Origin of the sequence: Acinetobacter sp. G11, from assembly GCF_049808495.1 — a bacterium.
Lineage (GTDB): Bacteria > Pseudomonadota > Gammaproteobacteria > Pseudomonadales > Moraxellaceae > Acinetobacter > Acinetobacter kookii.
In genome coordinates this window covers 1-25,000 of sequence record NZ_JBNCAT010000002.1, presented here as the reverse complement: position 1 = coordinate 25,000, position 25,000 = coordinate 1, and the positions used below count along the sequence as shown (strand labels likewise).

The 25,000-nt window shown below is 42.7% G+C and carries 22 protein-coding genes and 1 pseudogene; 8 read left to right on the top strand and 15 right to left on the bottom strand.

Features of this window, described 5'->3' with window-relative positions:
• Nucleotides 1-89: 89 nt before the first annotated feature.
• From miaA to tsaE, 3 genes are read right to left on the bottom strand one after another with little or no spacing between them, the layout of a single operon-like run.
• On the bottom strand, nt 90-1,034 hold the full coding sequence (gene miaA / locus ACPUEY_RS00975) for a tRNA (adenosine(37)-N6)-dimethylallyltransferase MiaA (protein ID WP_131274824.1): 945 nt from the start codon (nt 1,032-1,034) through the stop codon (nt 90-92).
• 6 nt (nt 1,035-1,040) lie between these two features.
• Nucleotides 1,041-3,014, bottom strand: coding sequence for a DNA mismatch repair endonuclease MutL (gene mutL, locus ACPUEY_RS00970; protein ID WP_425120809.1), 1,974 nt, complete (start codon nt 3,012-3,014; stop codon nt 1,041-1,043).
• Complete coding sequence (gene tsaE, locus ACPUEY_RS00965; protein WP_425120808.1) at nt 3,007-3,483, bottom strand: tRNA (adenosine(37)-N6)-threonylcarbamoyltransferase complex ATPase subunit type 1 TsaE; 477 nt, start codon at nt 3,481-3,483, stop codon at nt 3,007-3,009. Before tsaE ends, mutL begins: the two co-directional genes overlap by 8 nt.
• Nucleotides 3,484-3,632: 149 nt before the next feature.
• On the opposite strand from tsaE, the gene ACPUEY_RS00960 reads away from it, so the two are divergent.
• The 3 genes from ACPUEY_RS00960 to ACPUEY_RS00950 all read left to right on the top strand — a co-directional run bounded on the left by ACPUEY_RS00960 (nt 3,633) and on the right by ACPUEY_RS00950 (nt 5,525).
• On the top strand, nt 3,633-4,538 hold the full coding sequence (locus tag ACPUEY_RS00960) for an RluA family pseudouridine synthase (protein ID WP_425120806.1): 906 nt from the start codon (nt 3,633-3,635) through the stop codon (nt 4,536-4,538).
• 115 nt (nt 4,539-4,653) lie between these two features.
• On the top strand, nt 4,654-4,989 hold the full coding sequence (locus ACPUEY_RS00955) for a type II toxin-antitoxin system RelB/DinJ family antitoxin (protein ID WP_425120805.1): 336 nt from the start codon (nt 4,654-4,656) through the stop codon (nt 4,987-4,989).
• Nucleotides 4,990-5,081: 92 nt separating this feature from the next.
• The gene (locus tag ACPUEY_RS00950) at nt 5,082-5,525 is read left to right on the top strand and encodes a GNAT family N-acetyltransferase (protein ID WP_092818378.1); all 444 of its coding nucleotides are present in this window, start codon (nt 5,082-5,084) and stop codon (nt 5,523-5,525) included.
• A 3-nt stretch (nt 5,526-5,528) separates the two neighbouring features.
• Here ACPUEY_RS00950 and ACPUEY_RS00945 read toward each other — a convergent pair whose 3' ends face one another.
• Nucleotides 5,529-6,239 (bottom strand): pseudouridine synthase, encoded by a 711-nt coding sequence (locus tag ACPUEY_RS00945; protein WP_425120804.1) that lies wholly within the window; start codon nt 6,237-6,239, stop codon nt 5,529-5,531.
• A 139-nt stretch (nt 6,240-6,378) separates the two neighbouring features.
• Here ACPUEY_RS00945 and ACPUEY_RS00940 point away from each other — a divergent pair, with 139 nt between their 5' ends.
• Nucleotides 6,379-6,831, top strand: a complete 453-nt coding sequence (locus ACPUEY_RS00940; protein WP_092818380.1) for a DUF441 domain-containing protein — start codon at nt 6,379-6,381, stop codon at nt 6,829-6,831.
• Between the two features lie 53 nt (nt 6,832-6,884).
• Here the strand turns inward: ACPUEY_RS00940 and ACPUEY_RS00935 are convergent, their stop codons facing one another.
• Both ACPUEY_RS00935 and ACPUEY_RS00930 read right to left on the bottom strand, forming a co-directional pair.
• Nucleotides 6,885-8,060 (bottom strand): CynX/NimT family MFS transporter, encoded by a 1,176-nt coding sequence (locus ACPUEY_RS00935; RefSeq protein WP_425120803.1) that lies wholly within the window; start codon nt 8,058-8,060, stop codon nt 6,885-6,887.
• Nucleotides 8,061-8,229: 169 nt separating this feature from the next.
• Nucleotides 8,230-9,150 (bottom strand): LysR family transcriptional regulator, encoded by a 921-nt coding sequence (locus ACPUEY_RS00930; RefSeq protein ID WP_131274811.1) that lies wholly within the window; start codon nt 9,148-9,150, stop codon nt 8,230-8,232.
• Nucleotides 9,151-9,710: 560 nt separating this feature from the next.
• Here ACPUEY_RS00930 and ACPUEY_RS00925 point away from each other — a divergent pair.
• Complete coding sequence (locus ACPUEY_RS00925) at nt 9,711-9,965, top strand: hypothetical protein (protein WP_425120802.1); 255 nt, start codon at nt 9,711-9,713, stop codon at nt 9,963-9,965.
• Between the two features lie 108 nt (nt 9,966-10,073).
• On the opposite strand, the gene ACPUEY_RS00920 is transcribed toward ACPUEY_RS00925, so the two are convergent.
• The 7 genes from ACPUEY_RS00920 to hrpA all read right to left on the bottom strand — a co-directional run bounded on the left by ACPUEY_RS00920 (nt 10,074) and on the right by hrpA (nt 21,667).
• A complete protein-coding gene (locus ACPUEY_RS00920; RefSeq protein ID WP_092818382.1) occupies nt 10,074-10,436 on the bottom strand; it encodes a hypothetical protein in 363 nt (120 codons plus the stop codon).
• 339 nt (nt 10,437-10,775) lie between these two features.
• Nucleotides 10,776-11,759, bottom strand: coding sequence for an ion transporter (locus ACPUEY_RS00915; protein WP_425120801.1), 984 nt, complete (start codon nt 11,757-11,759; stop codon nt 10,776-10,778).
• Between the two features lie 111 nt (nt 11,760-11,870).
• Entirely contained in the window at nt 11,871-13,586 is a 1,716-nt protein-coding gene (locus ACPUEY_RS00910; RefSeq protein ID WP_425120800.1) for an AAA family ATPase, read from the bottom strand.
• An 88-nt stretch (nt 13,587-13,674) separates the two neighbouring features.
• Complete coding sequence (locus tag ACPUEY_RS00905) at nt 13,675-15,681, bottom strand: hypothetical protein (protein ID WP_425120799.1); 2,007 nt, start codon at nt 15,679-15,681, stop codon at nt 13,675-13,677.
• 172 nt (nt 15,682-15,853) lie between these two features.
• A complete protein-coding gene (locus tag ACPUEY_RS00900) occupies nt 15,854-16,612 on the bottom strand; it encodes a lysophospholipid acyltransferase family protein (RefSeq protein WP_425120798.1) in 759 nt (252 codons plus the stop codon).
• 11 nt (nt 16,613-16,623) lie between these two features.
• Nucleotides 16,624-17,733 carry a beta-ketoacyl-ACP synthase III gene (locus ACPUEY_RS00895; RefSeq protein WP_425120797.1) on the bottom strand — a complete coding sequence of 370 codons (1,110 nt, stop codon included), beginning with the start codon at nt 17,731-17,733 and terminating at the stop codon, nt 16,624-16,626.
• Between the two features lie 28 nt (nt 17,734-17,761).
• Nucleotides 17,762-21,667 (bottom strand): ATP-dependent RNA helicase HrpA, encoded by a 3,906-nt coding sequence (hrpA, locus tag ACPUEY_RS00890; RefSeq protein ID WP_425120932.1) that lies wholly within the window; start codon nt 21,665-21,667, stop codon nt 17,762-17,764.
• Nucleotides 21,668-22,186: 519 nt separating this feature from the next.
• On the opposite strand from hrpA, the gene ahpC reads away from it, so the two are divergent.
• Together ahpC and ACPUEY_RS00880 are read left to right on the top strand one after the other, a co-directional pair.
• Nucleotides 22,187-22,750 carry an alkyl hydroperoxide reductase subunit C gene (gene ahpC / locus ACPUEY_RS00885; RefSeq protein ID WP_092818388.1) on the top strand — a complete coding sequence of 188 codons (564 nt, stop codon included), beginning with the start codon at nt 22,187-22,189 and terminating at the stop codon, nt 22,748-22,750.
• A gap of 422 nt (nt 22,751-23,172) precedes the next feature.
• Entirely contained in the window at nt 23,173-23,379 is a 207-nt protein-coding gene (locus ACPUEY_RS00880; RefSeq protein ID WP_092818389.1) for a KTSC domain-containing protein, read from the top strand.
• 47 nt (nt 23,380-23,426) lie between these two features.
• Here the strand turns inward: ACPUEY_RS00880 and ACPUEY_RS00875 are convergent, their stop codons facing one another.
• Nucleotides 23,427-24,017: an O-methyltransferase gene (locus ACPUEY_RS00875; protein ID WP_425120795.1), complete on the bottom strand. Its 591-nt coding sequence runs from the start codon at nt 24,015-24,017 to the stop codon at nt 23,427-23,429.
• 62 nt (nt 24,018-24,079) lie between these two features.
• The gene (locus ACPUEY_RS00870; protein WP_425120794.1) at nt 24,080-24,301 is read right to left on the bottom strand and encodes a DUF1653 domain-containing protein; all 222 of its coding nucleotides are present in this window, start codon (nt 24,299-24,301) and stop codon (nt 24,080-24,082) included.
• 263 nt (nt 24,302-24,564) lie between these two features.
• Between ACPUEY_RS00870 and ACPUEY_RS00865 the strand changes: the two are divergent.
• A pseudogene (locus ACPUEY_RS00865) lies at nt 24,565-25,000 on the top strand (alkyl hydroperoxide reductase subunit F); the annotation flags it as partial.

Below are 25,000 nucleotides of genomic sequence, written 5' to 3'. Positions count from 1 at the left end.
TTATAACTCCAAAAAATTAAAAATCAGCGCAAAAAACTATCTTTATTTCTCAATAAAAATTATAAAAAAGATAGTTACTAAATTTTGCTTTATCCGTAACACTTTCGCAAGTCTTCTTGAGCCTGCTGGACCGTCAAATATGTTTTAAAATTATGCGATTCTTGCAAAGATCTTAACCAAGTATATTGACGTTTTGCCAGTTGTCGTGTTGCAAATAAAGACTTATCCTCCATTTCCCGTCGTTTTTCGACACTTAGATCACTTTTTTGTATAAATTCTAGAGCTTGTCGATAACCAACTGAGCGCATGGATGGTAAATTATCATTTAAATCGTATTTTTCAATCAAACCTTCTACTTCATGTAAAAATCCAATATCCCACATAGTTTTTAAACGTTGTTCGATACGCTTGTGTAATTCTACACGATCAGGCAATAAAGCATGATTATGAAATGTGTAGCGATATGGTATATTTTTGGGTTGTTCAGCTTGTAGTTTTGTAATTGGCTGTCCGGTCAGTCTAAATACTTCCAAGGCACGAATAATGCGTTGCTTATCACTGACCTTAAATTTCTGCCCTGCCAAAGCGTCAACCTTACATAATTCCTGATAGACCGACTCCCAGCCTTCACGCTCCGCTTTGGCCTCAATTTCAGCCCGTACGGCGTAATCCGCACTCGGTAAATTACTCGACAATCCTTCCAATAAAGCCTTGAAATACAGCATGGTACCACCAACTAAAATCGGGGTTTTACCGCGTGCATGGATATCATCAATTAACCCGCAGGCATCTTCGACAAACTGGGCTGCTGAATAGACTTCCAAAGGGGTAATAATATCGATGAGATGATGCGGATAACGTGCCTGCTCCTCCTTCGTCGGCTTCGCGGTACCAATGTCCATGTCCTGATAAACCAGCGCAGAGTCGACGGAGATCAGCTCGAAATGACCCTGCTCATAAAGTTCACATGCCAAAGCGGTTTTACCACTTGCAGTTGGTCCCATTAAATTGATGACCGGCAATTGATTCGACATGTACAACTACTCTCCTCGAGCAAAAAGTTTATCTAATTGTGAAAGTGGAAATGCACGCCAGGTGGGGCGTCCATGGTTACACTGACTGGCAAATTCGGTTTGTTCCATCTGGCGCAGTAAAGCATTCATTTCAGAAAGACTTAAAATACGATGCGCACGTACTGCTCCATGACAGGCCATACCTGCTAGAATCTGGTCACGCTTTTGCAACAATCCCTGTGCTTCATCATTGGGATCGAGATCATTCAGCAATTCAGGGACTAAAGCCGCGAAATCGGCCTTGTGCAAAATAGCGGGAACACCACGCACAATCACCTGTTCATCGCCATATTGGTCAATTTCCAGACCCAGTCGTGCCAACTGGCTTTTTAACTCATCCACCCGCATCGCCTGCATACGACTGATGCTGATCACTTTAGGAATCAGCAGTTGTTGTGATGTCCAGAATTCAGGCTTATCCCATGCGGCTTTCATTTGCTGCAATACAATGCGTTCATGCGCTGCATGCATATCGACAATAATCAGACCTTCGCTGTTTTGCGCCAGAATATAAATACCATGTAACTGTGCAATGGCGATACCCAGCGGATGTTCATCTACGTAGGTCGATTGCGGCTTTTCAATATGATGACTATCACTTAGGCTATTGATTTGAGAAGATGGAATATCCATTTCTTCGCGTAACGGTGCCAGATAGCTTTTTAAGGCATTATTCAGCTGTTGTGAACCTGCATAGCTATTTGCGACATGAGATGAAGCATAATGCACCGTTTGCGGACTGCTGGCATTAAAATCACTCAGCACATCGGTAGAAATTTGCGCTTCCGGTTGTGGCGTATACGCATCTACCGCCTTATGCAGTTGAAACTGTTCCTGATAACGCGGCTGAGGTTGTAGCGAAGCCAACTGATCTGCTTCATCTCTTTTCATTGCCGAAGCCAGTTCAGCTGTGGCCGTTTGAAATTGAGACAACTTTTCTTTAGCAAAATGACGTACAAACTCATGTACTTCACGCTGATTTAAAAAGCGGATTTCATGTTTGGTGGGATGCACATTGACATCGATATTTTCAGGATCGACTTCCAAAAACAGCAAATAGGCTGGATGCTGATGACCGTGCAGAATGCCATCATAAGCCATACGCAAGGCATGCGAGATGGTCTTGTCTTTGACAATCCGGCCATTCACATACACATATTGCAAATCGGCCTGCGCACGCGCATCTGAGGGATGTCCCAACCAGCCGGACAAGCGCATATTGATACTGTCGGCATCAATCCAGTACGCATTTTCGGTAAATTGTCGGCCCAAGAGCTGCTGCACACGCTGAAAACGCAGCTCACCGCTATCTGCAACCGGCAAATTCAGGCGGATATTATTGTTATGTTCCAACACAAAACGGATATCGAAATGAGTCAATGCCAGACGGCGCACGATTTCTTCAATATGACCAAATTCAGTCGCCTGTTTTTTTAAGAATTTGCGACGTGCGGGTACATTAAAGAATAAATCCTGTACCCGGATATGGGTACCTTTTTTTGTTGCAACCGCTTGAATTTCCTGATGATCAAAAGCCGTACCATTGACTTCTACCTGATAACCGATGCCTTCATCATTTTGACTGCTGGTCAGGGTCAGGCGTGACACCGCAGCAATCGATGCCAAGGCTTCGCCACGAAAACCCAAACTGACAATGGCATGCAAATCATCTGCCGTCTGGATTTTACTGGTGGCATGCCGCATGACGGCCAGAGCCAAATCGTCAGGATGAACCCCATGACCATTGTCCATGATTTCAATGAGGGTACTGCCGCCTTGCTCAACCCGAATAATAAGCTCCGTCGCACCCGCATCAATTGAATTTTCTAATAATTCTTTGACCACCGATGCAGGACGTTCAATCACCTCACCTGCTGCAATCTGGTTCGCCAGTGCAGGATTAAGGGTATGAATACGGCGTTCGCTTAAATTATCACGCATTGTTAAAATGGCTCTCTAATGCTTGGTTTAATGCTGCAGACGAGAAACTTAAACTTGCAGTACGCGTCAGCTCATCTTCAGACTTTTCAATATTGATGATCAGGTCAGGTTGTGGGATTTCATCGCCACCTTTGGATGGCCATTCAAATAAAAATAGCGCATTCAGCGTTTCCAAATAGTCGCGAATGCCCATCAGCTCCAGTTCATAAGGGTCATTTAAACGGTATAGGTCGAAATGGAAGATGTCTTTTCCATGAATATTATACGGTTCCACCAAGGTATAAGTCGGGCTTTTTACTGCACCTTGATGTCCTAAACTTTGCAAAAAATAGCGTGTCAGTGTGGTTTTACCTGCACCTAAATCACCAATTAAATAAATTACACCTGTTGTAAAATGCTGCGCCAAAACCTGTGCTAAATTTTGGGTATCGTCTTCATTGTTTAAAGCCAAATTAAATGAATACTGCATATTACTCACGACAAAATTTAAAAGAACAATTATGATAGCATCGCACCGCTTTATTGCCCATGTTCACACTTCCAAATATGGAACTTTTCCTGCATTTCATTGTAAATAGCAGGATATTATGCACAGCAGATTGATCTACCACAAATCACATGACCAGTACTGAATTTCTTCCGCCTATGATTGAGGGTGTTAGCGCAAGTAAAGTTTTTTTGCCTAAAACCTCTCCTGCACCAGACAGTGTATATCAATATCTTTGTCAGCAATTTGCGCATATCGCGCCTGCTGAATGGCAACAACGTTTTGCCGATGGTTTAATTTACGATGCCGCAGGCAATATCTTAACGGTTGATGCACCTTATAATGAAAATAGTCATGTGTTCTATTACCGCTTTTTAGCTCATGAAATACCTGTTCCTTTTGAACATAAAGTTTTATTTGAAAATGAACATTTACTGGTTATCGACAAACCGCATTTTTTAACCATCAGTCCGACCGGACAATATGTCCAGGAAACGCTTTTAGTTCGCTTAAAGAAACAGACCGGCAATGAATTTCTAACCCCGATTCATCGTCTGGACCGAGAAACTGCCGGTGTGGTTTTATTCTCAAAACAGGTTGCTAGCCGTGCAATCTATCAGGAGATGTTCGCCAAACGTGAGGTGAAAAAAACCTATCATGCCATTGCACCGTTTCATGCCGATTTAACATTTCCCTGCTATACACGTTACCGCATGGAAAAAGGTGAACCCTTCTATACAATGCAAGTGGTTGAAGGCAAAATAAATAGTGAAACAGAGATTGATCTGATCGAACATGATGCAGCGTGGGGAAAATATGAGCTGAAACCGACCACCGGCAAGCAGCACCAGCTTCGCGTGCACTTGCACAGCTTGGGCATTGCCATTAAAAACGACCCCTTTTATCCAACAATACAACATAAAAGGGAAGATGATTTTTCTGCACCGCTGCAACTGTTAGCCAAGCATCTTGCATTTATTGACCCCCTAAGCGGGCAGGCCATGGCTTTTTCATCTCATTTCGAATTGACATTGTAATATGCTTGTCATTACAAAATATTTTGGTAAATCGAGTGTATGAATATTGAAATTACATTCAATTTGATTAAAATAAATGCTGAAAAGTTAAGTAATTAGACGTATTTAAAAAATCATGAGAAAAACCGAAGTTTATCAAATACGACTTGATTCCCAAGAAAAAAAGCAAGCTTTTGCAGTGTTTAAACAATTGGGCATTACGCCAGCACAAGCTGTCCGACTGTTTTTCAAGCAGGTTGTTTTAACAAAATCCATTCCATTTTCTATTGAAAATCAAAATATTAATCTTGATCAACTGCAGAAAATCCGAAAATTAAAACAACAACAAAACACTTTAAACGCTCCTGCAGAACAAGCTGTTTCTCATGACCAGGACTTTGATCTGGATGATGACCATTTAGACTTATTTGAAGAACTGAATGCGATTTTGGGTGAAAGTGACAAAACTTAACAGTGTCGCATTTACAAACAAAATTTAGAAAAATTCTCATAAAAACTTAGGTATGCTTCATGCAAAGACTATAAAAAAGCATGGAGTATCGCATGATCGTACGACGCGCCTCTTTAGAAGATTTACACCCGCTTTCTGTTCTTTTTGATGAATACCGTCAATTTTATGGTGCTTCTTCTAATCTGGATGTATCTTATCAATTTTTAAAGCAGCGATTTGAAAATCAGGAAAGCGTTATTTTCATTCATGTCAAAGATGATGTTTTTACCGGTTTTATTTTGTTATATCTGGGTTTTTCTTCGGTGGCTTGCGCAAATTATTACATTCTGGATGATGTTTACGTCACCCCGACTTTTCGTCGTCAGGGTTCAGCCAAACAGCTCATCGATACTGCAATTTTATTTGCTCGTCATGAAAATGCTCAGCGGATTAGCCTGCAGACTCAAAAAAACAACTATCAATCCCATCAACTTTATCAACAAATGGGCTTTGTTAAGGATGATGAATTTCAAATCTATCATTGTTTCCTGAAATAATCATTAAACCGTCATTCGTGTCTTGGCCAGTTCCACCTGTTCCGGGCTTAAATAGATCCAATGCCCTTCTTCCAATTCTGTGCATGTCAAGGCGCCGATTTGCTGACGATGCAATCGCTCCACCTTATTACCGACTGCCGCCAACATTCGCTTCACCTGATGATATACACCCTGATGAATCGTGAATTGCAATTCGTTTTCGGCCAGTAGAATGATATCCGTCGCGGCAAAAATACCCGCTTCATTGCGCAATTCCACACCCTGCTCTAGCTGCTGAATTTGCCCTGCCGTTACAGGATCGGCGGTTTGCATACGGTAAACTTTGGCCACATGTTTTTTCGGGTGGGTTAGAGCTTGCAGAAATTGCCCATCATCAGTCAGCAACAACAGTCCACTGGTGTCCTGATCTAATCGCCCCACACACTGTAAGCCGCGATTCATCAATACATCGTCAAACAAGTCAAATACGCTAAAATGATGGGTGGCCTGATGGGAACACTCATAACCTTGCGGCTTGTTTAGGGCAATATACACCTTTTCCCGATAATCAAAGCTTTCACCATAGACCGTAAAAGTTAAATCCTTTAAATCCAGCTTATGTTTGGGATTGCTGATGACTTCACCTTGAATGGCAATCGCTCCGTTTTTAATGAGCTGCTGGCAATGTTTACGCGAACCAAAGCCCTGCGATTGCAACATCTTTTCCAACAACATAGACCCAACCTTTTACTCTCACGGAATGCGCATTCTATACTGAAATGACGGCTTTTTTTATTGTTCCCGCTTTTTCAGGCAAATCTTTTATCAAAACCTTATACAATAGCGATGATTCATCACTTTCTCCCTTAAAATCATGTCCCATCTCGATTTAAACCTGATTGTTCTACTGGTGTTATTGGCCTGCGGTATTTTTAGCCACAACAGTGCCGTAACGATTGCTGCGGGGGTACTGATCGTTTTTCGCATTACCCCGCTGAGTGAATATTTTCCTTATCTGCAACAACACGGTTTAAATATTGGCATCATCATTTTAACCATTGGAGTACTTACGCCTATTGCCAGTGGCAAAATTCCCGGGGATGCCATTTTAAAATCCTTTTTAAGCTTCAAATCATTGCTTGCCATCGCCGTTGGCGTACTGGTCGCATGGCTGGGTGGACGCGGGGTCAAACTGATGAGCAACCAGCCAGATGTGGTTGCAGGATTGCTGATTGGTACAGTTGCAGGCGTGGCAGTATTGCGCGGCGTTCCTGTCGGTCCTTTAATTGCAGCAGGGATATTGACCCTGTTTATTGGACATTCTTAAGTTTTTAATTTCAAGCCTGACAACGGGTGATTGGCAGGCTTGATCTGCACAATTTATGCAGCTTTTCGAAATAGAATTCTGGTTAAAAGCATACCGATGAGTGACAGTGTGGCCATTAAAATTCCCACCAAAAACCATCCACCTGTGGCCATTACAATTGAGGCAATCAAAGGCGGCAACAGGAATTGTGAGGTGGCAGAAAATTGCAACACCAACCCGATTGTGGTGGTAATGGCAATCGGCTTTGCGGAAAAATTTAACACTTGAGAAAACACGACCGCTGCGACCAAACCGCCAAACAATGAAAAGTTCAAAACCAATATAAATTGCAGAATAAAGGGCAAGAATTCGCGTAACAGATAAAAACTCAGGGCACAGACCATTAAGGTGGCAAAACCGGTTTGGACTAAAGTTTGAGGCCGAAAACCACGCTGTAACAGTAAGCCACACCCAAAGGTACCAACCGCATTGGCAATCGCCACGATTGCCGTTAAGGCCCCGGCAACCGCTAAAGAAACTTGATATTGCTGATAAATGCTGGGCAAAAAACCGACCAGACTTAACCATTGTCCGGCATATACACCAAAAACAGTCGCCAGAATCCAGGCTGGAGGATGTTTTAAAGTCAGCTTAATTAAATCAAGTATTGCAACCGATTGGGTATGGGTTTGCACGGTGGGAATAACCGTGTAAATCACGCCAGCCAAAGCGAGTGATAATATCCCGAAACCCATCCACACCCCTTGCCAGCCCATACTATTGATCAGGAATGGCGTACACAGCAAGCCTATTCCCATTCCGCCTCCCATATAGGCACTCCATAGGCCCATCTTGGCTTGCAACTGCTCGACTGGAACCAGTTGACGGATAAAAGCGGGACCACTCAAGGTAATCAGTAAAAATCCGAAACCTTCAACCACGCGCAGTGCCAGCAACGTCGGGAATGCCCGTACAAAACCACCGCTAAAACTGGCAATTGCGAGTAAACTCAGACCCAATAGTACACAGCGTTTTAAGCCAATTTTAGCGGTATAGCTGCCCAGCAAAAGTGCCATGCACATGCCTGCAACTTGCACCAGGGACAATAAAAAACCGGCTTGCACCAAGCTGATGCCTAACTCGGCTTGCAGAACAGGAACCGCAGGTGGCAACTTGCCTACATGCATGGCAGCGACAAATCCTGCTGCAATAATCCATAAATCTTTGCTGAGCCAACGCACGGAACTCACAACCCTTCTCCCTTGGTGATTCCAGCATTAGACTAGCAAGAATAAAAACGGTTATTTATCGTTGATTTGAATAAGCTAAGAGCTTGCAACAATCAATCCGCCATTAGCTCAAATCATGAAAAATTTCCCTATAAAGCCTTGATCCTGTAACAAATTCAAGCACGAATTTTTAAGCAGAATAATACGGATTACGTTTTTGCGAGAATTTTTCCAGTTGTTTCAGGAAACCCTCAAAATAGCTTTTTTCTTTTTCCTCAGTTCGATAACCTGCATATAAAGTACGGCGCAAACCACTTGCAGCAACACAGTCTAAACGGCGTGAAGTCACCCAGCCCTTTTGCTCATATTCATTCACGACCCAGTCTGGAAGTGCTGCTATACCACGCCCACTGGCCACCAGTTGAATCAGCATCTGGGTCAGATCCGTGGTCCGGATCTGTTTCGGCTGTATATTGGCAGGAATAAACAGTTTCGCCATGATGTCCAGACGGTGCTTATCGACTGGATAAGTAATCAGGGTTTCCTCCGCCAGTTCTTGCACGGTGATGCGTTCTGCACGTACCAGCGGATGGGTATTGGATAAGACCAGACGTGACTCATATTCAAAAATCGGGAAATATTCAATGCCTTTTAAGGCAATCGGATCTGCCGTAATCAACAGGTCAAATTCGGCATTTTGCAGCAGTTCATGCGGATTGGCTTCAAAACCTGAAGCAAAATCAAGATCTACATCTGGATATTGCTGACGATATTGATTCAGCAAGGGCATTAACCAGTCAAAACAGCTATGACATTCAGAGGAGAAAATAATCCGCCCCGTCTGGCCATGCACAATACGGGTAATGTCTGTCTGGGTAATCTGGATTTGTGGCAATACATCATCCGCCAATTTCAGCAAGCGCTGCCCCACATTGGAAAAAGTGACCGGACGGCTACGGCGATTGACCACCTCCACTCCATACCAGTGATCCAGTTCTTTCAGCTGATGAGAAATGGCTGATGGCGTTAAACACAGGTCATTGGCAGCAGCCACTAGTGAACCATGTTCACGCAATGCCGTTAAAGTTTTTAAGTGACGAATTTCAAGCATGAGCGAAGACCAGCAAAGCACGGCTTTGCCTGAGCGCAAGACGAGAAGCTATGCTTCGAGTGGCAAGGCTTAGACAAAATCATTAAAAATAATCTTCGCAACGCTTTCAGCTATGCTGGAAGTGCGAAGAGGCAATAAAAGCACGGCTTTACCTGAGCGCAAGACGAGAAGCTATGCTTCGAGTGGCAAGGCTTAGACAAAACCATTAAAAATAATCTTCGCAAGGCTTTCAGCTATGCTGGAAGTGCGAAGAGGCAATAAAAAGCAGCTTTGCCTGAGCTCAAGACAAGAAGCTATGCTTCGAGTGACGAGGCTTAGACAAAGCTTTAAATAAATAAGATTAATAATTTGAAGTTATTCGCACTACTAAAACGAATAATCAAACCAATAAGTGAATATTTTTCAATATAACATTAAATTAATTAGTATGTTTCATGTTTAATTTTATTTGATGAGGTTTTCAACAAAAATAATCTTTCTTTTAAGAAAATTTCTTCATACGCACATGGGCTATTGAAACTTTAAAGACCGCTTAGCATAAATTACAGAGGGATACAGAGGTGATTAGCATTGCAACTTCTTGTTCTGGTTTAGCTCTATTAAAAGGGCTGCATGAGCAAGGTGATTCAAATGCGATTGACCTGGTTGTCTATGATGCTCACAGTCCGCATACATCAAGTATAGAAACATGCCTAAGTAAAATTGATGGCACGCTTAAGAGCATTGCAGAAAGTTTATGGGTGAATCCAGTTTGTGACTTGAACACGCGGGCATGGGATAAAAGACTGCCTTGGCAACTTTGTTGCAATGGCTAAAGAAGGATCGAAAGAATGAGAGGCTGCCTCATCCATTTACATGGCATAGGATTTTCAAAACAAGTGAGCTTCTTTTAGAGAATATTTTTAACCTTAAAACATTATGACTCAGCTAAAGTTGTAATATTGCCCTGTACTAAAGTCATACAGACTAATGGTCGAACCGGAAACCGTGATTTCATAATAACTCGAGTTGCCATAATGGTAACCCTCATATTTCTTGATTCCTTTCTTTTTTAAACTGATAAATTCACTATGACCATAGTCATACAGGTTAAATTCCCGGCCGGTATTTCGTCCTTCAAAAACTGCTGAGCGCTGATAATCATAAAGTTTTGCCTCATGTGCATTTACATTACCGCTGATTTGGGGATATGCACTTTCATTATAATCATAAATATTTGATTTATGATTGCCAAACTCCAGCTTGGCCACCACTAGGGCAAGCGCTGCTCTCTGATACTGTTTCATATATTTTCCTTTTCATTTTTTTTATTTTCATTGAATGAAAAAATCATCCTGTTTTTTTCAACGTTAAAACTGACCCAGCTTATTGTTAATCACAACCAACATAACAAATTATTTTTGCGGCTCAAAGTGATTATTTTTTACAAGGCTCCCTTGGAGTGAGTTCCATGACCTGCGTGCTCTACATATACGCATTTCAACCTGTCAGGGACGCATCAATCCAGCAATTCCAGCGAAGACATCCGCCATTCTTCAATGCCTAATCATCAACCAGTCCCAATCATCAATTTTAATCTACAACGCAAGCCATGTGTGAAATGTCAACGGACCGTAAATATCAGCTTACTCTGGCAATTTTTTTCCGCAATGTGGGCAATAGGCATATTGCTCGCGTTCTTGCTTTAATGCTTCTTCTCGCTGTTCACGTAGCAACTGGAAAACAATATCTCGAGTTTGATGCGAAGTGAGCCCCACCTCTTTGCGAATAATCTCTATTTTCTCCTGATCCCTCAATAAATCAATTTCCGAACTCTGCAATAGCTCTCTAAACTTTATTTCCAGATTTTGCTTACGCTGTTCCAGTTCGTGCGTTAAACCAGTGGCCAAAATACCTGCCGGCAAAGCAGCCAGCCCGACGCCTAAAATGGTAATAATTGCGCCAAAAAAACGCCCCAACGGGGTAATCGGCGTAACATCCCCATAACCTACAGTGGTCAGGGTCACTACGGCCCACCACATGGAGGCAGGAATGGAGGTAAACACCTCTGGCTGGGCTTTGCTTTCGACCACATAAATACTCGCAGCAGCCATCATGATCATAATGCCTAAAATAAAAATGACTGCCTGGAACGATCCTTTTTCTCGCTCAATCACACGCAATAGAATTTGCAGGGAAACAAAATAACGGGTTAATTTTAACAGTCGTATCAGCCGTAAAATTCTCAGGAAACGTAGGTCAATCGGCACCCAGAAATTAATATAAGCCGGCAGAATGGCCAATAAATCGATAATTGCGGCACCACTTTTGACCCAGTTCAGGCGATTTTTCCAGGCACTGTAAAATGGATTTACTTCGGCAACCGACCAAAAACGCAGTAGATATTCAAGCGAAAAAATGAAGATAGAAAAATATTCGAAAAAATCGAAAAATGCTGCATAGGATTGATACAGGTCATTCACCGACTCCAATAACACGGCTGCCGCATTGCCCAGAATCAGTAAAATTAAAAAATAATTGATCGCCCGACTAAATTTTGTTTCGTAGTCTTCATTATGTAAATTGTTATAAACGAATTTTCTTAGTGTATACCACGTAGTAAATGCCATAGCCGTGCATATCGTGATTGAAAGGACTTTAGTTTAACCGAAGTTTGCGATGATGTAATGAATGATCAATACATCCTGACTGATCATTCATAAGCAGGAGTTTGATGATGCTTATTCTACAAACAACAAAGCCAAACGCACCTGATCATAACCCATACGCGGACTGGTCGCTTCCACAATCGGGCGCAGCTTGATTGCACCATCTTCACTAAAGTTTTCAGGACTTTGACGCTTCATTAAACGCTTATAGATTTTCCGTACCTGTTCCACCACCTCATCGCCCGGATGAGCCACGGAAATGTCCAAGCCCTGCTCTTTATGCAATTTCGCCAGATGATTGATAATGGTCGCTGGCGTCAAACCGCGCTCAACGGCAATATCCTGAATTTCATAGCCTTCTTCAAACAGTTCACGGGTTTCATCCAGTGTGGCAGTGGCATAATTGGTTTTGCCGCCACTTTTGGCAATTTTCTTCTCGTTACGCTGAATTTCAGCTTCATTCAGGGTACCACCACAATGACGGATAAAGGCCTTATGCTGCAGTGTTAAATCGATCAGTTCAAAGTGGTTTTCCGCTTCTTCCGACAGTTCCTGAAAACGGCGATCCGCCTTGATGGCCAGACTGTCCAGTTCCAAAGCCTGTTCATTCATGCCCAGCAATTTTAAACCGCTTAATGCTTTTAAACGCGACAGTGCCACATAGCCCTGACCTTTTTCAAAAGTATGCGCCAGGTTAATCTCGGCCGCTTCCAGCGTCATGCCTTGTGATTTATGAATGGTAATGGCCCACGCCAGACGTAATGGAATTTGCTGAAAACTGGCAATGGTTTTACCGGCATCGTTATCGACCGACCAGGTTTCAGGCTCCACCAGCAGTACCGTACCATCGGTCAGTTTTACCTTGGGCAAAATGCCATATTCATCATCTTCTTCAAAGCCAATGACCTCGCCCAGACTGCCGTTGATATAGCCCATATCAAAGTTGTTTTTAACAAACATGACCTTGGCATTTTTCTTTAAAGTCAGGTTTTCAGGTGCACGTACGGACGATTTCAAGGTTTCAATCAGCTTGTCATTACCATCACAGATCGCGTCAAACTGCTTGCTTTCAGCATCGATGGCATTCAGATGCTTAAAGTTGATGCTATCCACATCCATATTGTGGGTATATAAGCGGGTAAAGGTTTCTCCCACATCCTGCTGCCGGGTCTGTTCCAAAGCTCGAAGATGTTCAGCGCTTATGCTTTGGCTGCGAATGGCATTTAAAATATCATTTAAATAGTCATTGCCCTGGCGGTGCTGCTCGGTCAGATAACAGACCCGAAATTTGGCTTCCACCCATGCATCAGACATAAAGCAGAATTTGTCCCGGTTACGTTCATCATTTTTACCTACTGGCGGCAACTGGAAGAAATCACCGGCGACAATGACCTGAATCCCGCCAAAGGCTTCATCACTTTCTTTAAAATATTTTAAAACCTGATTGACCAGATTCAACTGCTTGGCATGCAGCATAGAAATTTCATCAATAATCAGTACCTGGGCATTTTCCAGATGCTCTTTGAGGTACTTGCGTTCTTTCATGTTTTTCAGGTCAGCATCACCCAGAAAATCCTTGATGCCGATTCCCGCCCATGTATGAATGGTCATGCCATTCATATGCGTTGCCGCAATACCAGTGGATGCTGTAATCGCCACAGGCACCTTGCGGGCTTTTAAATAATTGATGTACTGATTGAGTGTATAGGTTTTCCCTGCACCAGCCGAACCTGTTAAAAAGACATTTTCGCCCGCTTTCAAAAGCTTGAGTGCAGTTTCTTGTTTCATAAGACCTATAACCGTAAATTAACGGCTATAGCCTACCGATTTTTTTGCTAAAAGTTAAGCCCGGAAAAAAGTTTAGCGACAGCGGCTGTCACTTAAACGGCGCAAACTGGCCATTTAACCAGGAGATAAATTGCAGCGCGATATTGACAAAAAGATATTCGGTTTTTCTGTTGTGCGGATATTCCAGCTGGTCATAAATCAGCTGACCTTCACGCAGGTAACAGCCTAAAGTCATATGCAGCTTGCCGGTTTGCGAGACCATATGAAAAGCCACATACTCTCTTTCAATAATCCGCTGTGCATAACTGGCAGCCAGACAATTTTGACATCTTTGCGACTCTTCAATAATCCGGTCCAGATCTGTCAATTCTTCAAAGCTCCAGCTGGAAAAGTGCATGACTTTTTCCGGCATTAAAGGCTGCCATACTGAAGCTGCATAACTTGACTTTAACTGGCTGATAATTTCCTGCTTCTGGATGTAATTATGCCAGTCCGTGGCCTGATGATAAAACCCGATCCAGCTGGTACTTTTCGCTACAGGTTGATTATCCTTAAAAAACTCAACCAGATAATCGCGCACATAGGAGTCGAACACCGACACCCGGATATTTCGGCCACGCAGGTAAAAGATCTGCCTAAACTCATCCAGCTGCATTTTATAGCGTTGCAACACGCTATAAAATTCTCGATTCTGATGGGTTTCCGGTCGGATATAAGCCATTAAATCATCGCCGAAAACCCGGGTTATTTTGTGCAGGTACAACATATAGGCCTGCATCACCCGGCTTAAACGCAAATAGATTTTCTTCACGGTTTGCTCATTGCCTTGGGTGACATTGCGCATTAACTCCATCCATTCATCCAGATACAAAATAGATGGACTGATGGCAATACGCTGGTCATCCAAAGCCTGATTATGCCCTTTAAGCATCACACTATGATTATGTTCATGCTCAAACCAGGCTTCCTGCATGGCAAAATAATGACAGCTATGAATAAACATGCGTGCTGAACAATGCTGAAAGTACTGCAAGGTGGCTAAAATAACTTGAGGATGAACCTGACTGCTATCAATAAAACTGAATGCCGTGACTGCAACCCGTACACTGCTCTGCTGAATATTGCGGCTCAGCCAGTCCAGTACCTCGGCGGACTGTTTAAACAGCCAGTTTACCGCTCGCGGATAATCAAATAAGGGCAATTTTGCGACTTTCTTTTGCCAGACTCCGGTCGAACTGTGCAGAAAATTATGCTTGGAGAGTAAATTATCACGCTGCCAGAGTTCACGCCGCATCAAACGAACAAAGCCCAGCAAGGCAGGTTGCTCGCAAGCATGCCGATAGAGCAAATGGATATCATCCTGATGTTCCATTAGTTCATTCAAGTTAAAGCGCTCTTCAAATGAAAGCGCCATTATGCGGTACATCGCTGCAGGCAAACACTGGGCTGCACTAAAACAAAATTCATCCAGCGCTTCCATTAAAGCTTGCAAGGGTAAAAATTCATTTCCATACACCCGTTGTACTGAACAGATCTCCTGCAGCATCTGGATCAGCGCTTCAGGCAAGGCCGTTTTATTCACGACATAATCTGTCAAAACGGCACAAGAATAGATATTGGCTTTCATCATCAGCTGATCAATGATTTCAGCTTCAAGCAAGGAAAGATTTTTCAAATAAGCCCGCACCCGCTCGGCACCATGCACCCACAGATACACCTGATCGAGTAAGAGCTGGCGCAGCTGCTGGGCTTTTTGACGCAGATACAGAGAATGTTGCGGCTTTAAGTCATTGGTGAGAAAGTACAGATCATGCAGTATGAATTCTTCCAGCGATTCAGCTTTTTGTCCCCGATAAGTGAAATCAAAATGCAAAATACTGGTCTGCGCCGACTCAGGGGCATGAAATTGCAACTGAAACAACCCATTGGCCACGTGTACAATATGCCGTTCCTGATCGATACGAAACATATTTTGTGCATTCAGCTCACCAACAATATTGAGCTGATCTTGAAAAATTTCATTGAGATTTTTAGAAATTCTGAGTAACTGTTTCGCAATCCCTTGATCTTGCAGTACTAAACAATCCTGTTCCATACTCGCCTCAAATTAAATGATCATCCTAAAATGAATTTAATCATATAGTAATCTAATCCAGATACTGTATGCCGAGTTCATAATTTAATCAAATTTGCTCGATGAATCCTTAAAGCCTAATGACTGGTTCATCCATTTATCATTGTGGAAATAAAATACAGGTCAAGCCTGTTCAAGCTTTTTTGTGATCGCGCTGCTGTTTTAAATATTCTAAAGCCGCATAAATTTGTTGCTGAATCTGATCGCGAAAATCTTTTAATTGTTCCGTATTTTCGATATGCATTAAATTCTGTCGCGGCATAAATTGAAAATAAAAAGGCAGGCGCTTCGGAATGATACTTTTTGGCAAGGATGGAATGACATCGCCATGGCGCAACCATTTATCCAGTTGCGGCAACTTTAACAGTGTTTGAAACCACGCGCTTTCAATAATCCGATTGGCATCGAAGCCCAGCTCAAAGATTTCATCACCACCTAAGGCAGCAAAAGGCACAATATCATAGTTAAATTCTTGCGCGAGTTTTAGAAAACCGTAACGCTGTTTCCAGATCAGCTGGTAGGCCTCACCTTTTCTTTTTAAAACTTCCCGCCCGCCTCCAGGAAAGACCAGAATCGAATAACCCTGCTGCATCGCTGCACGGATATATGCTTTTTCGCCATCGACCGCACCGAACTTCTTAAACAGGGTACGCCAGCCAGGCAAATAAAAATGGCCATGATCAGCAACACTGACCACAGCCACCTGATGATGATTATATAAATAATCAATCAGCACCGGGGAATCAAATATCCCATAAAGGGTGTGATTCCCGACATACATTGCAGGTCTGGCAGCATCAATATGTTCAGCTCCCAAAAAGGTTGGGGTGAAATACAGTTTGGACAATGCGCTGAGGCATTTAATCCATCTTGCATCATGCTCGACCTGCAATAGATGATTCCTTATGCAACAACGTGTTTTTGTACCAGAACCGAACCGACCGAATAACCCGCACCAAATGAGCAAAGTACGCCGTACTCGCCATCATTCACTTCATGTGCGGTGCGGTGTAAGGCAATGATCACGCCTGCAGAAGATGTATTGGCAAATTCATCGAGAATAATCGGCACAAGCGAACGGTCAGCATCTTTACCAACGACATATTTCAAGATCAGGTCATTCATGCTGGCATTGGCTTGATGCAGCCAGAAACGCTTCACGTTAGTTGGCGCAATTTCGTTTTTCTCAAGTTGCTTGGTGATGATTTTCGCAACCAGCGGACACACCTCTTTAAACACTTTACGACCGTCCTGACGGAACAGCTTGTCATCCACCACGGCATCTTCACTACGGTTCAAGTAACCGAAGTTGTTGCGGATGTTGTTGGAAAATTGCGTAAACAAATGCGTATCTAAAATGTCAAAACCGGTTTTAGTGGTCGTATCTTCAATAATTGATGCCGTAGCCACATCACCGAAAATAAAGTGACAGTCGCGTGAACGGAAATCGGTATGGCCAGAGGTAATTTCTACATTGACCAATAACACGCGGCGTGCACCGCTTTTGATTGCATCAGCTGCCTGTTTTAAACCGAAAGTTGCAGCAGAACAGGCAACGTTCATGTCATAGGCATAGCCTTGAATGCCCAAAGCTGTTTGAATCTCAATCGCTACAGCAGGATAAGCACGCTGGATATTTGAACATGAAAGAATCACGACATCGATATCTTCAGCCGTGACACCGGCATTTTCCATCGCCTGTTTGGCAGCGGTTACGCCCCATTCCGCTTGAATAGAAAGCTCATCATTGCTGCGTTCTCGTAAGCGTGGATATAAACGTTTTGGGTCTAGGACGCCTGATTTTTCAGCAACATAGCGACTTTTAACACCAGACGCCTTTTCAATGAATTCTGCATTCGAACCGCGAAGCGCTTCAATTTCACCCGCTGCGATTTTATCCGCATTGTCGTGGTTAAACTGTTCCACATAAGCATTTAAACTTTCAACCAATTCATCATTGCTAATCGATTCTTCTGGGTGATAAAGACCAGTACCGGTAATACGAATGCCCATGTAAAACTCCCGTTAATTTTGCGCTATGTTAATTCATGCCTGATTGATTCCATACTTTTTGCAATCGGGTTGGAGAAACCGGCATCTTTGTTTTCATTGGCTGTGAGAACAGGGAAATGCGGAACTCCTCGACCATAAAGTACAAATCTTTCAGGCGAGCGTCATTTTTAAACTTAAACAATTTTTCCATCCATGGGTCAACTTGATCGATGGCAGAATTGTCTCTTTGCAGGTTATTGGGCAAGCGCTCCAAACGCAAGACCAATGCCTTCAAATAGCGTGGAAATTCCTGCCAGATATCCGAAGATTTCACATACACACAGTTGGAAAGATTCATCAAATCAAGCTGATCCTCAATGTCATCGATATTTTTTCCAAAGATAGAATCGTCGAGAACCAATAATTTCCGACGAATATCCTGCCACTGGATATAAATATCGCTGAGTATAGATAATGCCACTTGACCATGAGTTAGGAAAGATTTTTTTACATTTAAAAGCAAGTTTTGAAATTCTTCAGCATTGACAGGAAGCTCATTTATGGTCATCTGAAGTGTGGCATAAACCAACATCTGCTCCAGTTGGGCCTTGTCACCCAGCGGTGAATAGGCCAAAGCCAGCGGTTTCGGAATCTGTTTTTTCAGTTGACGAATCAAATCGCCCAGCTGCAAATAGACCAGATGAATCACCCCTTCCCGATGCTGTTTAATGGCTTCAGCCTGATCATTAAAGGTCTGAATCACCACACCGGATTCGTCTTTAGCCTCCAGCTTTGCAAATGCTTTGGTCGGTACCAGTGCCTGATATTGTTTCACAACAACACCGGTCACTTTTTGCGAAGCTTCAAAAGTGAAATTTTCCGGGAAAGTCTTAAATTCGCCCTTTAGCTGCTTGACCGGACTATGCGTTTCAGTACGGCAGCGTGCTTTCAGTTCAGACAGATCCCGGCCTTTTTCAATCACACGGCCCTTTTCATCAATCACTTTAATAAACGGCAGCAAATACTGTTCGACACGCTCAAAAGAAAAGTCTTTTTCGGAAATTTGTTCGCCACGCAGTTGAAAAGCCAGGAAGCTGAAAATATGCTCGCGTAAATTGACCGCATCTATTGCCTTCATCAGTTTACGTGCGGTGTCCGGAATCGGCACCAGATTACGGCGCTTGTCTTTAGGCAAAGATTTTAACAAAGCTTCGATTAAATCCTGACGCCAGCCCGGAATTCCCCATGACCAGATGTTTTCATCCACTTGTGGCAAGGCCTGTACTGGAATTTTAACCGTTGCACCATCTTCATCATGACTCGGATCAAAACGGTAACTGGCCGCCAGACGCAATGTACCATTATGCAAATAATCCGGAAATTGCTGCGTGGTTGGACGGTCGTTCATCCACAATGCATCATCTTCGACAAATAAATAGCGCGGATTTTGCGGCTCGACCGTTGCACGCCAGTCTTCAAAACTACGGCGGCTGGCCACTTCTGCCGACACTTTAGAGGCATAGAATTGATAGATGGTTTCTTCATCCACCACCAGGTCACGACGACGCAGCTTGTCTTCTACCCTTTCCACTTCTTCCAGCTTCAGCAGGTTGTGTTTCAAGAATGGCGGCGTGATACCCAAATTCCCGGTGGTTAGAGCATCACGCAGGAAAATTTCATGTGCAGCAGCCTGATCGACCTTTTCATAGTTGACCTGACGTTTCGGCTCTACAATCAAACCGAATAATGAAATCTGGTCATAGGCATTGACCACACCGGCCTTTTTCGACCAATGTGGCTCGAAATAATGATGTTTTAGCAAATCACGCGCAGCCAGCAGAATCCATTCCGGTTCAATTTTTGCAAGTGTGCGCAAGTACACCTGAGATGTTTCCACCATTTCAAAAGCCATCACCCACGGCGTATTGGTCTTATGCAAGGTGGATGCCGGGAAAATACGGGCTTTTTGCTGACGCACGGCCATAAACACATTGCGCTCATCAGTTTTATTGGCAATAAAAGACAATAAACCGGTCAGCAAGGCACGATGCAGGTTTTCATAGCTGGCTTTCTTTTCATTAAAGGACAGCTTCAAGCCTTTTGCCAAATCCACCAGCTGTTCATGAGTTTTTTTCCATTCCCGCAAACGCAGCCAGCTCAGGAAGTGATTGCGGGCAAAAGTACGACGCTTGTTTTCGCTCATACTTTCGCGATTGGCATGCAAGGTTTCCCACAGTTTTAAATAAAACAGGAAATCTGAATCTGCTTCACGGAACAGCGCATGTTTTTGGTCTGCCTGCATCTGTTTATCCGCAGGACGTTCACGTGGATCTTGCACTGCTAGCGCAGCGACAATGACCAGGACTTCATTCAGCACACCAAAATGCGCACCACCCAAAATCATCCGGGCCAACCGCGGATCAATCGGCATTTTTGCCATCTGCTGACCGATTTTGGTTAATCCACTGCTTTGAAGTCCTCCTTTATCAAAGGATGAGGAGTTTTTCTCCGCAAGAGGAGAATTTGCATTTGGATTTTGACCTTTAGGGGGATTTTTCTCAGAAAGTGCCCCAAGCTCAATCAGCAATTTACGCCCATCATTCACTAAACGGTGATCTGGCGGCTCAATAAAATCAAATTCTTCCAGTGAACCCAGATTCAGACTTTGCATTTGCAAAATCACCGAAGCCAAGTTGGTTCGTTTAATCTCGGGTTCGGTAAATTCAGGACGGCTTTGGAAATCTTCCTCAGAATACAATCGGATACAGACACCCGGCGCAATACGGCCACAACGGCCTTTACGCTGATTGGCTGCCGCTTGAGACACTGCTTCAATCGGCAAACGTTGCACACGGGAACGGTAGCTATAACGGGAAATACGCGCAAAACCGCTGTCGATCACATAGCGGATATTGGGTACAGTTAAGGCCGTTTCAGCCACGTTGGTGGCAATAATAATGCGTCGCCCACCACCGCCAGGATTGAAAATCTTTTGCTGCTCTGCAATAGCTAAACGCGCATATAAAGGCAAAATTTCGGTGTGCCGTGGTCCATGCTTTTTCAGGGTTTCCTGCAGTTCACGAATTTCCTGTTCGGTACTGGCAAAGATCAGAATATCGGCATGTTCAGGATGGCCTTTTTGCTGTGCATCGGCAAAACATTCTTCTACCGCTTGTACCACTGCACGCGGCAGGTTTTCTTCAAAGTCATCAAACTCGTCGTCATCACTGCCGCCAATGCTCATTTCTGAAATGGGACGATAACGCACTTCTACCGGATAACTGCGCCCTTCCACTTCAAAAACAGGTGCTCCGTTAAAGTAGTTGCTAAAACGGTTTACATCTAAGGTTGCTGAGGTGATGATGACTTTTAAATCTTTGCGGCGTGGCAGAAGCTGCTTTAAATACCCCATGATGAAGTCGATATTCAATGAACGTTCATGCGCTTCATCAATAATAATGGTGTCGTATTTGGTCAAATAACGGTCATTAGCCAGTTCAGCCAGTAAAATACCGTCCGTCATCAAACGAACAATCGAGTCTTGCGAACCTTGCTCGTTAAAGCGAATTTTAAAACCGATGGATTCACCCAGCTTCTCACCCACTTCTTCGGCAATACGCTGTGATACGCTACGCGCAGCCAGTCGACGCGGTTGGGTATGACCAATCATTCCAGTTAACCCGCGACCGGCCAGCATGGCAATTTGTGGTAATTGTGTGGTTTTACCCGAACCGGTTTCCCCAGCCACAATAATCACTTGATGCTGTTGAATCGCTTCAATCAACTTGTCTTTATATTGGGTAACAGGAAGGTCCTGATTCAGCTTGACGCTTGGAATACGGCTCAGGCGTTCGCGAACTTTCAGATTGGATTTCTCGAACAGCTCTTGGTATTGTTTTTCGTTGGCATCTTTACCTTTGCGGAGTCGATTTAAACGATGACAGTCACGAGCCATGACCAATTGATCTACATTTAAATGACTGAACACAGATACCTTATCCCAAAACAAAAAATTGAACTGAGTATTTTACGCTGTAACGCAGCCAAGAGAAAGCCAGCCTGATATTTATTGCTGCTATTTTTAAGCGCGACAAGCGTTAGAATCCTTCAGCTTTGGGCACAATCAGGACAATAAACCGGCACTTTATCACTCGGTTTTCCCTTGGCCAGCAGAATGAGAAACCAATAAAATGCTTTGTCCTGAAAACAAATTAAATTTTTAAAAAATTACCCTTGAATTTTACTTGTGCAACCTTCATGTTCTTAGGCAAGCTGAAAAACTGCATATTTGTCATTTAATAATCATTTTTAAATGATTGAATAGATAAAGAGTCAGATTTGGTGGAATTGTAGACTTTATATTAGTTAATTCGGTTTTTCCGATTTCAATAATGTAAAAATACTGTTTCAGCAATAAGAAAAAATTCGCTATCCTTTTGGAAATCAAATACAAACCTCAATCATGGAGACAATGATGAGCTTAATTAATACTGAAGTTAAACCATTTAAAGCAACTGCATTCCAAAACGGTCAATTTATTGAAGTGACTGAAGCTGATCTTAAAGGCAAATGGTCTGTTGTATTCTTCTACCCAGCTGACTTCACTTTCGTTTGTCCAACTGAACTGGGTGACCTTGCAGACAACTACGCTGAATTCCAAAAATTAGGCGTTGAAATCTATTCAGTTTCTACTGACACTCACTTCACTCACAAAGCTTGGCACGATTCTTCAGAAGAAATCAAAAAAATCCAATACGTAATGGTTGGCGATCCAACTTGGACTCTTGCTAAAAACTTTGAAGTATTAATCGAAGCTGCTGGTCTTGCTGACCGTGGTACTTTCGTAATCGATCCTGAAGGCAAAATCCAGATCGTTGAAATCAACGCTGGTGGTGTAGGCCGTGACGCTCAAGAACTTCTTCGTAAAGTTAAAGCAGCTCAATACGTTCACGCTCACCCAGGTGAAGTTTGCCCAGCTAAATGGAAAGAAGGCGACGCTACTCTAGCTCCTTCAATCGACCTAGTAGGTAAAATCTAATTTAAATTAGATTGAACTAATTCAAAAAACCACGCTCTTTAGCGTGGTTTTTTTGGTCACTCGTTTGTTGTTATATTTGATTTATGAAAGATATATATTAATAAACATTTGCAATTTTATTATTTTTACTTTTAGGGTTTACCCTTTAAATAGCCATTTTGAGAAAACCAAAGCTCATCCATAAACCCTTGCCATGGCAAAAATACAATAATCTATGGGTTAAATTAAAAATGGAAAGGTGTACTTTGACAGTATTAATTTTGATCGGTATAGCTGGTGCTATATTTGAAAATCACAACAAATTAAATCTTAATTCCACGCTACCTTTCAGCAATTATTTCTGTTATACATCAATTATGATCTTATCAGTATGGTCATGCTCAGTAAGACATCAAAACGCTTTGGTTATATATGAGGTGCTTATGGGAACAATGCTTGTCGTAACTTCTTATAAATACAGTACATCATCACGCTATTTAAAAATTTTTTATAATAATGGTTCAGCTGAACTGTACCATCCTGTACCTGAATTCATTTATAACAACCTGCTTCGCAGCAGTGATAAGGCAGCATTTGTCCATAAATATCTCGAATATGATTTGCACTTTACCCGGGTTTCAATTGATTAAAAAAATCAGGGTTTATCCCTGATTTTTAAATACCCTGAATTAATTTTTTATTTATAACAAATCATAAATAAGCCTGCGCCAATAGACAGGGTCATACTCATAAAACGTTCATCACTTTTCACCAACGCCATAAATTGTTTAACTTCTGCGGCATGCGAGATCACATTATCGACAAACATGACGCCATTTTCAGGATGCAACATATGCTGCAAATACTGCCAGTAATCTACATAGGCATCCCGTTCGGCATCTAACAAAATAAAGTCATATTGCTGTTCGGCCTTTTCAAGAAAACTTTGTGCATCCCCTACCCAGAAATCAATCATTTCACTCAATTGTAGCTCTTGGGCATATTGCTGAGCTTGCTGGGTACGTGCCGGATCAATTTCTAAAGTAGTGACATGACCTTGGGAAGTCTGTGCTGCATTGGCCAGCCATAAAGTCGAATAACCTGTTGAAGTGCCAATCTCCAAAATATTTTTAGATTGTTGGATGCGTACCTGCATGGCTAAAAATAATGCAGAATCCGGCTCGATATTTCGATAACGCTGAATACGGTCTTTTTGCAAGGCATCAAACTTGATAAAACTTTGATGCAGATCCTGCATTCGTTTCTGGAATGTCTCACTCATGCTCATCACAGCTATTCCCATCTTATTATTCTGTTGAGTCTAGCGTTTATCGAGGTCGTTAATCCAGTTCATGCGGTTTCTTGAATTAATTTAAATCGTGAAACCACTGTCCCATTCTCGAGTGTGACCGTTTCCTGAAACATCTCCAAGGGACGTACCCACATTGAATAATCGCCATATAAACATTGATAGACCACCAGTTTCTCAGCCGTTTCACTATGGGTAGCCACATGAAAGACCTGATATAACTTGCCTTTATAGTGTTGATAAATCCCGGATTTTAGTTGCATTTTTATGACCTTGTTAAAACATGATGCCATCATAATCAAAATTACCCAGAAGTATGCAGAAATTGATAAAAATGCTTTAATTTCTAGTTAATACTTGAATATTCACGCTAAACCAGCATTTACTTAAAACAGTATTTTTTGTAAAAAATTTATCAATCTATTAAACCGATTGTTTTTATAAAAATGAAATGTTTTACCTATTTAAATATTTGTCCTAGTATAGCTTTATTCAATAAGCATTTACTCCCTTGGAGACGTTAGCCATGTTAGACCAAAACACTTCAGCACAACTTAAAACACTCTTGCAACGTCTGGAAAGCCCGATTGAACTGGTCGCAACTTTGGATGGTTCGGACAAGTCGGACAAGATTAAAGAACTGGTGACTGAAGTTGCAGCCTTATCTGATTTAGTCACGGCACGTTTCGACGGTACCAATAAACGTGCCCCAAGCTTTGGGGTAGCCAAGGCAGGTGAACAGCCGCGCGTCAACTTTGCCGGCTTGCCGATGGGACATGAATTTACCTCTTTAATTCTGGCCTTGCTGCAAGTGTCGGGCTATGCACCGAAAGTGTCAGATGAAGTCCTGGCGCAGATCAAGGGGCTGAACCTGATGGCTGATTTTGAGGTGTTCGTATCGCTGAGCTGCCATAACTGTCCGGATGTGGTGCAAGCCCTCAACCTGATCGCGATCTATAACC